Source organism: Sodalis sp. (in: enterobacteria) (assembly GCF_047607725.1).
Taxonomy (GTDB): domain Bacteria; phylum Pseudomonadota; class Gammaproteobacteria; order Enterobacterales; family Enterobacteriaceae; genus JBLKSS01.
This window is the reverse complement of the sequence record NZ_JBLKSS010000335.1, coordinates 1-4,032: the sequence shown is the minus strand read 5'-3', so window position 1 is coordinate 4,032 and position 4,032 is coordinate 1. Positions and strand designations below refer to the sequence as shown.

Annotated in this window: 5 protein-coding genes and 1 pseudogene; 1 reads left to right on the top strand and 5 read right to left on the bottom strand. The window is 49.1% G+C overall.

What is annotated here, in order from left to right; genetic code table 11:
- Positions 1 to 596: 596 nt before the first annotated feature.
- The 5 genes and pseudogenes from ACMX3H_RS19990 to ACMX3H_RS19970 form a co-directional block, all read right to left on the bottom strand.
- Positions 597 to 965, bottom strand: a pseudogene (locus tag ACMX3H_RS19990) (Bro-N domain-containing protein); the annotation flags it as partial.
- Between the two features lie 278 nt (positions 966 to 1,243).
- Positions 1,244 to 1,420: a hypothetical protein gene (locus tag ACMX3H_RS19985; protein ID WP_415211935.1), complete on the bottom strand. Its 177-nt coding sequence runs from the start codon at positions 1,418 to 1,420 to the stop codon at positions 1,244 to 1,246.
- 586 nt (positions 1,421 to 2,006) lie between these two features.
- Positions 2,007 to 2,474, bottom strand: a complete 468-nt coding sequence (locus ACMX3H_RS19980) for a hypothetical protein (RefSeq protein WP_415211934.1) — start codon at positions 2,472 to 2,474, stop codon at positions 2,007 to 2,009.
- Positions 2,475 to 2,504: 30 nt separating this feature from the next.
- On the bottom strand, positions 2,505 to 2,699 hold the full coding sequence (locus tag ACMX3H_RS19975; protein ID WP_415211933.1) for a hypothetical protein: 195 nt from the start codon (positions 2,697 to 2,699) through the stop codon (positions 2,505 to 2,507).
- Positions 2,696 to 2,983, bottom strand: a complete 288-nt coding sequence (locus tag ACMX3H_RS19970) for a hypothetical protein (RefSeq protein WP_415211932.1) — start codon at positions 2,981 to 2,983, stop codon at positions 2,696 to 2,698. The genes ACMX3H_RS19975 and ACMX3H_RS19970 overlap by 4 nt, the downstream gene beginning before the upstream one ends.
- A gap of 383 nt (positions 2,984 to 3,366) precedes the next feature.
- Between ACMX3H_RS19970 and ACMX3H_RS19965 the strand changes: the two genes are divergently transcribed.
- Positions 3,367 to 3,741, top strand: a complete 375-nt coding sequence (locus ACMX3H_RS19965) for a DUF1640 domain-containing protein (protein WP_415211931.1) — start codon at positions 3,367 to 3,369, stop codon at positions 3,739 to 3,741.
- Positions 3,742 to 4,032 lie beyond the last annotated feature (291 nt).

Genomic DNA, 4,032 nt, shown 5'->3' with positions numbered 1-4,032 from the left:
ATCATATTCCAAATGTCACGGATAACTACACTTCCGTGATCTTTTCCAGTTAGCTTCGCAATCTCGCGGCTGGACATGGTTAATGTTTATGCAATAGTTAAATTTTTCATACAGATATACCTCGTTGGTTAAAACGATAATGGAACCCCGTCAGGATACCGGGGCGGGATTAGTGATTAGTGGCGTTGCAGAAGCTGGTTAACGTTCACCTGTTGCCATTTTTCGAGTGCTTGGGTCATGACGCCGTAATACTGCTGCGTGCTCTCTTCAAGCATCCGCTGCATTTCAGCAAGCACGATAGATTCATCCTCACGATGACGCAGGATGCGGCGAATTGTCTGCTTTTCGGCGTCGAAGATGGCACCTTTAAGCTGGTTGGTAATGCTGTAGATACGGCGGCACTTCTCGGCCAGCAGGGGGAGCTGCCGGATTTCAAAGTGCTGAGGGGAGGGTACGCCTGTTACGCGGCGCAGAGCGTGCCAGATGACGTTAATCTATGCCCGGTCGAAGTGAAAGCCGTTGCTCATGCTCCAGACGAGGCGGGTAAGGCAATCAACATCATCATTGCTGAATAATTCGGCTGCTTGGGGTTTGTACTGTGGATGCTCGTACTTGCCGGTCTTGCGAATTGAGGGAAGAAATTCACTCGTTACCCACTTGCGGAAACGATGGGGGAGTGTGCCTTGCTTTACTGCATCGCGGCAGCGTAGTACCAGGGTGAACATGCCGGATTCGGAGATGATGTTAACATTCGGATTTCCAGCCCCATCTTGAATACTCTTAGTTAAACTTAGGGTATCCTTTTCATCGTCATCTAAGCGACGAATTGCTTCGGTTGGATTGGTGAGTTTCAGTGCGTTGCAAACATCAACAGCAACAAACCACGGTTCACCATTAATAATTACTGCGCGTACTTCATGTTCTTCAAAAGAGAAAGGAGTAATAGCTGATATTGGATGAGTCATAACGACCTCCGATGGTTACTTGAGTGTATACCACCACCTTCGAGGTCAATCTTGGGTGGTGGACTGAACGAGGTTGACCTTACCGGAGTAACCACCGGCGAGCCTTTCGGCTCCCCCATCCAGCCCACCATAGAGGTGTAGCCAGATTGCGACATAAAAAAACACGCTCGCGGCGTGTCATTATGTCGCGGTTACTTCGGCAGGAGGTCAATCCCGGCACCTGAATTTGCAGAGTGACTATAGCGCATGGGTTATCCTTGCGTCAATGGGGGGTGGACTTACAGCGCGTGGCGGTTCTTTATCAGCCGGTCACCGAAAATCACGATTTCTGCGAGAGTCGCTTTCTTATCCGCCTCTGGTTTTAAAATGATAGTATCGCTTCCATCTTTGTTAAGCCTAAACACAAGGTCTGTTGCTTCAAGAAGAAGGACTTTGACGTTTTCAACTTCAATCATGGGGTGCTCCTATGGAGATGAAAGGTGATGGATTCTGCTGCACAAAATCGCGGTAGCCCTTGTGGAATGCGGCTTCTTCTGGGCACACCCCCCTTCAGCCCAACATTTGAACGGGAATGCCTTTGGCCGTATAGCCGGTTAATTGTCGTCCATCGATGCGGATGCGCTTTTTCGTCAGAAAGCGGATATGGTCGGCATAGACATGCAGCCATTGACCATCGACGGGGATACGTTTGAAGCCGAATCTCTCCCGTTCTGATGCCTGAACAAATGGCTTGAAAGCCTTGCGTGGCGCGGTTACTTCTGGGCATACCCCTTATCACGCTGCTTCTTGCTACGGTCATCAAACTAGCGAGCGTGTGAACGATAAAGCCAAAATGTTTCCTTCTTCCCCGTAATTTTTCTGGTACGAATCTTAACGTAGCCAAGGCGGCCCAAACTCTGCATCATTGATGATGATTGAGGCCACGTAGTCGATTGATTCACGATCCCAGCCCTGACGCTCATAGACTGAAGCCAGCCCCGGATAACGCTTTGTGTCGAATACCGTGTACTTGTCCGGCTGGATAGGATTACGGTAAAGCGCCTAACCATCAGCCGCTTTCTTACGCTCGCTGATGGAGAACTGCAAGGCAAAAGTTGATAGTGCCTTACCATCCTTTCGTTGCTCAAAGATGGCACGTGCGGAGCTATTGGTTAGGATATTCAGGCAATAATCATCGATTTTATGTAGATGCACAAAACCAAAATAATCCTTATTCTTCAATATATTGTTTGGGCATACCCCCTCATGGTACTCATGCGATACTTTATCGTTGCCCGTCAGCCCGGTATCGCTATCGGTCTCATGCACAGAGACTCCGGAATGCAGCCAGACAAGGCCGTTACCGTTATGCCGCAAGCCAAGATCGGTCAGTGTGCATGTGCCGTTGTTGATGGGCGTCCAGTCCCCTGAGATGACGTGGCGGCGTAGAGTGGCTATATCGCACTCTGCTGGTCGGATTTCAGGCGCAGCAGAGGCAGGGAGCGCTAACTCCCGATTTTGCAATTGCATGGTTGAGCCTCGATAGGGTGGTGGGTGGGATTACGCCTGCATCAGAATCTTTATGAATGCCTCCCGCATTTTTGCTGTGAGCGACCAACGGGCAGTGGCAACGCCCATTTCCGTAGGTTTCAGGATGATTCCGCCTCTCTCGCCAGAGTAGACATCAAGGCCGGTGATTCGGGGCTCCCAATGTTCAATACCATTAGGCACGATAAGCGTTTGGTTATAGTTCATGCTGCACCCCCGTTTTTCTGGTGTTGCCGAATTTCAGCCAATAATTCAGCTAATGCATTACGAAGCTCCTGCTTGTCGGTATCTCCATACGCACCCAAAGGATTAATGAATTCAATCGTTACTTTTGATTGCTCCTCAAGTAATTCCTGTCGCTGAAATTCCTCATATGCTTCCAAAATCTGCTCTAATGAAAAGCCAGTATCACGAAGGAATTTCAAAGCGGCAATAGCCTTAGCTTCCGCGTTTTCGCTCAGGGGGATTTGAGGTGATTTTACGTTGCTCATGCTGTACTCCTTTTCGTTGATGTGGTTAATTACTTTACAAACCTCGAGGCGAACGACTTTTGAGGCCGCCTTCGGTTAATTTGTATACAGTGGTCTTGGCAGCTCCCGTACTTCCGGTTGCGCGTTTGGGTTTTAGCGTTCCGTTCTCCAGTCCGTTTAGCCAATGCAGGGCCGTAGCCTCAAGCGGTTCATTTAGGGTTCCAGTGGCACATGGCAGATATCGTTCAATCTGTATCCAGATATCGCCTCGTCGTTGAAAGAACCTTCCGTTTTGTGTCGAATAGTTAGCACCATAAATGCTCGGAAATGCCGGAGCCATTGGTGTTACTCCTTTCGTTGATGTGGTGGATACGCTACACTTGGCCTAAACAGGAGGATTCCCCATGGGCCAAGTCGCATTTGATTCATTGCAGGCGTCAGAAGAGCTCCAGACAGCCGGGCTTACTAGTCAGCAAGCCAAGGCTATTTCGCTCGTCGTACGCAAGTCTCATGAGGTGGCGGATGTGGCTACCAAGCGAGACCTTGACGACGTTCGTAAGGAGATTGACGCCAGATTCGATAAGGTTGACGCTCGCTTCGAGAAGCACGAAGCTCAGATGCAAGCCCGCTTCGAGAAGACCGACGCGCAGATAGCCGATGTCCGTAAGGATATTGCTAACAGGTTTGATAAATTGGGACTACAGATGACGGTTCGGATGGGTGGGATGCTGATTGCTGCCGTCGGCCTCATGACCGCTATTTTGAAAGTGCTGAAATAGCTTCAGCAGCAAATCCTCTCTAGCCTACGCACCTCTTGCCGGAGGTGCTCATTTTCCTCCAGCAACTTGCTAATTATTTTTCTGCATACTATCGTGTCGTTGTCATCGCAATTATGAGGCTCCATGCTTAATGAATATTGCGAGCCGTCAATATTGATGGCGGTGACTATATTATTTTTGAATTCTATATAAGATTTGGTAAGTTGCATCATTCAATCCTCACGTCCAGGGCTGAGAAATTTCTCCGTTGGTGACTGAAACATAAGGCGTAATCGTAGCTTCCTAGCCAAA

Coding starts and splice junctions, on each gene's coding strand:
- ACMX3H_RS19985 (WP_415211935.1), bottom strand. CDS start 1,420: ATGATTGAAGTTGAAAACGTCAAAGTCCTTCTTCTTGAAGCAACAGAC.
- ACMX3H_RS19980 (WP_415211934.1), bottom strand. CDS start 2,474: ATGCAATTGCAAAATCGGGAGTTAGCGCTCCCTGCCTCTGCTGCGCCT.
- ACMX3H_RS19975 (WP_415211933.1), bottom strand. CDS start 2,699: ATGAACTATAACCAAACGCTTATCGTGCCTAATGGTATTGAACATTGG.
- ACMX3H_RS19970 (WP_415211932.1), bottom strand. CDS start 2,983: ATGAGCAACGTAAAATCACCTCAAATCCCCCTGAGCGAAAACGCGGAA.
- ACMX3H_RS19965 (WP_415211931.1), top strand. CDS start 3,367: ATGGGCCAAGTCGCATTTGATTCATTGCAGGCGTCAGAAGAGCTCCAG.